Source organism: Corallibacter vietnamensis, from assembly GCF_039537875.1.
GTDB classification, from domain to species: Bacteria; Bacteroidota; Bacteroidia; order Flavobacteriales; family Flavobacteriaceae; genus Corallibacter; species Corallibacter vietnamensis.
Window position 1 is genome coordinate 107,812 of sequence record NZ_BAABBI010000004.1, and the last position, 6,079, is coordinate 113,890.

A 6,079-nucleotide genomic window follows, 5' to 3' on the forward strand; every position below is an offset into this window, starting at 1 on the left:
AACCTTTGAAGATTATTTATCATTCTTATGAAAAAAGTCCTATACTTTATTTTTACTATCTGTTTTTTAACGCTTTGGAGCTCTTGTAGAAAAGACTTCGAATTCACACCAAGTACAGGTGGTTTGTTTTTTTCTAAAAACACCGTATATCTTGATACCGTATTTACCAATATAGGTTCAAGTACTTACACGCTCAAAGTTTACAACACAAGTAATGAAGACATTAGTATTCCTTCTGTTAGACTCGCTTTAGGAGAAAATTCTGAATACCGCCTAAATGTAGATGGCATGGCTGGAAAAGAATTTCAAAACGTTGAACTTCTTGCAAAAGACAGCATGTTTGTTTTTATAGAAACCACAATAGACATTAACAATCTTCCTAGTAGTAATAATGAGTTTTTATACACAGACAAAATTGAATTTGGAATTGGACCTACAATGCAAACTGTAGATCTTGTCACACTAGTAAAAGATGCTGTATTTATATATCCTGACAAGGATAACACTACTGGAGTTATAGAAACTTTAACGTTAAATATTGACGGCGAACAAGTAGAAACAGATATTGAAGGACGCTATTTATTACCTACAGAACAAACATTTACTAATGACAAACCTTATGTTATTTACGGATATGCTGCCGTTGGGAATGGTGAAACTTTAACTGTAAATCCAGGAGCTCGTGTTCACTTTCATGCTAATTCAGGATTATTAATTTCTGATGGTGGTTCTCTTCATATAAATGGTGAATTAAGTAGTGATGAAGAACTATTAGAGAATGAAGTTATTTTTGAAGGAGATCGTTTAGAGCCTAATTTCTCTGATATTCCAGGACAATGGGGAACTATTTGGTTATTTGAAGGCAGCACAAACAATACTATAAACTATGCGACTATTAAAAATGCCTCTGTAGCTATTTTAAGTGATGGTAACGCGAATACTCCAACAGACAAATTAACCATTACAAACTCTCAAATATACAACTCAAGTAATTATGGTATTTTAGGAAGATTTACATCAATAAGAGCTGAAAACCTTGTAATAAACAATTCTGGCTTATCATCTTTTGCAGCAACTCAAGGTGGTAAATACAATGTAACACACAGCACAATTGCTAACTACTGGAACAATAGTTTTAGACAATTCCCTGCCCTATTGATAAACAACTTTGTAGTTGACCAAAATAATGTAACAAACTTATTTGAGCTTACTGAAGCCAACTTTAACAACTGTATTATTTACGGAAATGATAACCCTGAATTTATTTTGGATGAAATTCCTGATGCTGCAGTAGCTTTTAACTTTAAGTTTACCAATTGTTTATTACGTTTTGAAGACTCAAACAATAATTTTAGTGATGCCAATTACAATTTTAATGATGTATTACATTACGAAAACAATACATTTAATGATGATCCAGATTTTATGGATGCAAGAGAAAACAAAATGATTATTGGTGAAAACTCTGCTGCTATAGGAATTATAGGAAACAATCCTTTTTCAAACAATGTTCCCTTTGATATTCTTAACCAAAGCCGAACAGCCACTCCTGATATGGGAGCCTATCAACACACATCATTTTAATAACAAAAAATAAAAAAAGCCTGCGTAGTTGCAGGCTTTTTTATTTCATACTTATATATTCATTTACGCAGAAAACAAAGGCAAGTCGCTCATCATAGCATTTACTTTTGCTGCAATTTCTTGAAGCTTATCTTCGTTTTGATAATTTAAAACAACCTCATCAATTAATGATACAATAGCTTCCATATCATTTTCTTTTAACCCACGAGTTGTTATAGCTGGCGTTCCTATTCTTATTCCTGATGTTACAAAAGGCGATTTATCATCAAATGGCACCATGTTTTTATTTACAGTAATATCAGCTTTTACCAGAGCTTCTTCAGCTTCTTTACCACTAATGTTTTTATTTCTTAAGTCTATCAGCATCATATGGTTGTCTGTACCTCCAGAAATAATGTGATAACCACGTTTCACAAAAGCTTCTGCCATTGTAGCAGCATTCTTTTTTACTTGTAACATATAGTGCATAAACTCATCTGTTAATGCCTCTCCAAAAGCAATCGCTTTAGCAGCAATAATATGCTCTAAAGGACCTCCTTGATTTCCAGGGAAAACAGCTGAATTTAATAACGTAGACATTTTCTTTAAATTTCCATTTTTCAACTTTAATCCAAACGGATTGTCAAAATCTTCTCCCATTAGTATCAATCCACCACGAGGTCCACGTAAGGTTTTATGTGTTGTTGTAGTTACAATATGACAATGAGGTATTGGATCACTCAAAATACCCTTTGCTATAAGTCCTGCAGGATGCGAAATATCAGCCATTAATATAGCACCAACGCTATCAGCAATTTCTCTAAAACGTTTAAAATCCATATCACGAGAATAAGCTGATGCTCCTGCAATAATTAACTGCGGTTTTTCAGCTTTAGCAATAGCCTCCATTTTATCGTAGTTAATGCGTCCAGATGCTTCATCAACACCGTAAAAAACAGGGTTATATAATTTACCAGAAAAATTTACTGGAGATCCATGTGTTAAATGCCCACCATGAGATAAATCAAATCCTAAAATTTTATCTCCAGGTTTCAAACACGCAGCAAAAACAGCCGTGTTTGCTTGACTACCTGAATGTGGTTGCACATTGGCATAAGCTGCTCCAAATAGTGCTTTTGCTCTATCTATTGCTATTTGTTCTACCTCATCTACCACTTCACAACCGCCATAATATCTTTTTCCTGGGTAACCTTCAGCATATTTATTGGTTAATACAGAACCTGCAGCTTCCATAACTTGGTCACTAACAAAGTTTTCAGATGCAATAAGTTCTATACCATGTAATTGTCTTTCGTGTTCGGCTTGTATAAGCTCAAATATTTGTTCGTCGCGTTGCATGTTTGTTGTATTCGTTAAAAATTTCTCAAAAATAGTAAATAGATTAGTTTAACACATCAAAAAACATATATTTACCCAGAAGTTTTGAACCAATTTATTAACGGTTCGTGCCTGCAGACATTTTTTTGCTTTTATGCACTTAAAATAAAAAAATTATGTAGGTTTGAATAGATATTTTATAAATATTAAAAACAATTTTTAGTTATGCCTATTTCAGCTAACAACCCAAATAGAAAGTCGTGGTTACACGTCGATAAAAATTCTGATTTTCCAATACAAAACATTCCTTTTGGTGTGTTTCTTACCAGAGATGATATTATCACCATAGGAACACGTATAGGAGATACCGCTATAGATTTAGGAGCGCTACATCAATTAGGCTATTTTGAAGGAATTCCGCTTACAGATGATATTTTTCTTCAAGATACACTTAACGATTTTATTGCCGATGGCAGAAAAACATGGCGTGCTGTAAGAAATCGTATTGCAGAAATTTTTGATGATGAAAACGACGCACTTAAAAACAACAAAAAACATAAAGAAGTTGTTCTTTTTCGTTTAGACGAAATTGAAATGCAACTACCTGTTCAAATTGGTGATTATACAGATTTTTATTCAAGTATAGAACACGCTACCAATGTAGGAACTATGTTTAGAGATCCTGATAATGCATTAATGCCTAACTGGCTACATATTCCTGTAGGATATCACGGTAGAAGTTCTTCTATTATACCTTCTGGAATTCCTGTTCACAGACCGCAAGGACAAACCATTCCTGCAGGAAGTGACACACCCGTTTTTGGCCCTTCAAAATTAGTTGATTTTGAACTTGAAATGGCTTTCATAACAACTGATGCTAATGACTTGGGAGAACCAATTCCTGTTGATGAAGCTGAAGAATACATTTTCGGATTAGTATTGTTTAACGACTGGTCTGCTCGAGATATTCAAAAATGGGAATATGTGCCATTAGGACCTTTTTTAGCAAAAAACTTTGCTTCTTCAATTTCTCCTTGGATAGTAACCCTAGATGCTCTAGAGCCGTATCGTGTAGAAAGCCCTAAGCCATTAAAACCTCAATTACCATATTTACAATATAAAGGAAAAAAGAGTTTTGACATCAATTTAGAAGTATCTATACAGCCTAAAACAGCAAAAGAAACTATTGTTAGTAAATCTAACTTTAAATATATGTACTGGAATATGTCTCAACAACTAGCACATCACACTATAAATGGATGCCCTGTAAATTCTGGAGACATGATGGGAAGCGGAACCATTTCGGGAAAAACACCTGATTCTTACGGTTCTATGCTAGAGCTAACTTGGCAAGGTAAAAACCCTATTAAATTAGAAGATGGTACTGAACGTAAATTCATCAATGATTACGATACTGTAATTATGCGTGGTCACTGTGAGAAAAACGGTACCAGAATAGGTTTTGGTGAAGTGTCTACACAGTTACTTCCGGTTTTTAACCCTAAAAAAGCAAAATAACCCAACACTCACAATATCAAATAAATAACCTCTAATCCTTTAGAATTAGAGGTTTCTTTTTATTGTTTGGCATCATAATTGGTTTTAAAGTATTATGTATCATTTTAAAACACACGATTATGAAAAGATTATTACTTCTATCAGTTCTTCTTTCGGTACTAGTATCTTGTGTTGGAAGAAAGCAAATTGAACAGCAACTACACAGCGGCAATTACGACCTTGCTATTAGCAATGCGCTAAAAAAACTAGAAAACAACAAAGACAAAAAGCGTAAGCAAGACTATATTGTTATGCTACAAGACGCCTATTACAAAGTTGTTGACGAAAACTTAAGCACCATAAACCATTTACAAAAAGATGGTAACCCTGCTTTGTTTGAAACTATTTATGATACATATCTAGATATGGAATCTCGTCAAAATGCTATAAAAGCAGTAATGCCTTTGCAAATTGACGGCAAACCATTAACCTTAACATTTCATGATTTTAGTAATGAGATTGTCAACTACAGAGAAAAAGTATCAGAATACAAATATGTAAATGCTAACACCTTATTAAACAACAACAATAAGCTTGATAAACGTGTTGCATATACATTACTTGAAGATATTGAGCATATAAATCCAGATTATAAAGATGTCAGAAATCTTATGGATGTTGCTTACAAATTAGGAACCGATTATGTTCTTGTAACTATAGAAAACCAAACACGTCAAATAATTCCGAAACGTTTAGAAAACGATTTATTACAATTTGACACATATGGTTTAAATGATTTTTGGACAGAATATCACGCTCACAGCAACCCTGAAATACAGTATGATTATGCAATGCAACTACAGTTACAACAAATTGTAGTATCACCAGAACATTTAAATCAACGTCAGCTTTTGAGAGAGAAACAAATTGTAGATGGTGTAAAACCACAAAAAGACAGAAATGGTAACGTTGTAAAAGATAGTTTGGGTAACACGGTTACTGTACCAAATATTATCAATGTTAAAGCGCGTGTGTTTGAAATAAATCAATCTAAAAGTACGCGTGTTATTGGGCAAGTTATTTATAGTGATATGACAAACGGCCACGTGTTAGATAGTTTTGGTTTAGATAGTGCGTTTATTTTTGAAAACCATTATGCAACTTACAGAGGCGACATTAGAGCATTAAACAAAAAAGATGTAAAATTACTTAACAACCGCCGCGTGGCATTTCCTACCAACGAACAAATGGTATATGATACTGGCGAAGATTTAAAACTTAAATTAAAACGTATCATTAATAATTACAGTTTAAGAGGATAATAAAAAAAACACCCAATAAGGGTGTTTTTTTATGTGTTTTGGTTGACATATTTGTATATGAAAAGTAGCAGAATTATATGTGCCAGTTTTCAGTTAAAACAAATATAGCAGAAAAGAGCAAACCTTTGGTTTGGCACTTAACTGCTATTTTTTATATACTTCTTAAGTTTACAATTCATTAAATTTAAACATAAAACAGAAAAGACAAAAGAGAGGAATAAGGTTATTATATACGCAGAAGCTTAAGACTTCGTCAACATTGAAAATCCCCTCTCTTTTCTACACAGATTTCGTACAGTTCTATGAGGCTTTTAGACCTCGATTTTAAGTCGTAGAAACTCGCGTAGCTTGTCCTTTCA

General features: G+C 33.3%; 4 protein-coding genes. 3 read left to right on the forward strand and 1 reads right to left on the reverse strand.

Annotated elements, in window-relative coordinates; all coding sequences use genetic code 11:
* Positions 1-27 precede the first annotated feature (27 nt).
* A complete protein-coding gene (locus tag ABD690_RS12025; RefSeq protein ID WP_344730831.1) occupies positions 28-1,584 on the forward strand; it encodes a hypothetical protein in 1,557 nt (518 codons plus the stop codon).
* A 63-nt stretch (positions 1,585-1,647) separates the two neighbouring features.
* Here ABD690_RS12025 and glyA read toward each other — a convergent pair whose 3' ends face one another.
* Positions 1,648-2,922: a serine hydroxymethyltransferase gene (gene glyA, locus ABD690_RS12030; RefSeq protein WP_344730832.1), complete on the reverse strand. Its 1,275-nt coding sequence runs from the start codon at positions 2,920-2,922 to the stop codon at positions 1,648-1,650.
* A 204-nt stretch (positions 2,923-3,126) separates the two neighbouring features.
* Here glyA and fahA point away from each other — a divergent pair, with 204 nt between their 5' ends.
* Entirely contained in the window at positions 3,127-4,419 is a 1,293-nt protein-coding gene (fahA, locus tag ABD690_RS12035; protein ID WP_344730833.1) for a fumarylacetoacetase, read from the forward strand.
* Positions 4,420-4,538: 119 nt separating this feature from the next.
* Positions 4,539-5,720: a hypothetical protein gene (locus ABD690_RS12040; protein WP_344730834.1), complete on the forward strand. Its 1,182-nt coding sequence runs from the start codon at positions 4,539-4,541 to the stop codon at positions 5,718-5,720.
* Positions 5,721-6,079 lie beyond the last annotated feature (359 nt).

Coding starts and splice junctions, on each gene's coding strand:
- ABD690_RS12025 (WP_344730831.1), top strand. CDS start 28: ATGAAAAAAGTCCTATACTTTATTTTTACTATCTGTTTTTTAACGCTT.
- glyA (WP_344730832.1), bottom strand. CDS start 2,922: ATGCAACGCGACGAACAAATATTTGAGCTTATACAAGCCGAACACGAA.
- fahA (WP_344730833.1), top strand. CDS start 3,127: ATGCCTATTTCAGCTAACAACCCAAATAGAAAGTCGTGGTTACACGTC.
- ABD690_RS12040 (WP_344730834.1), top strand. CDS start 4,539: ATGAAAAGATTATTACTTCTATCAGTTCTTCTTTCGGTACTAGTATCT.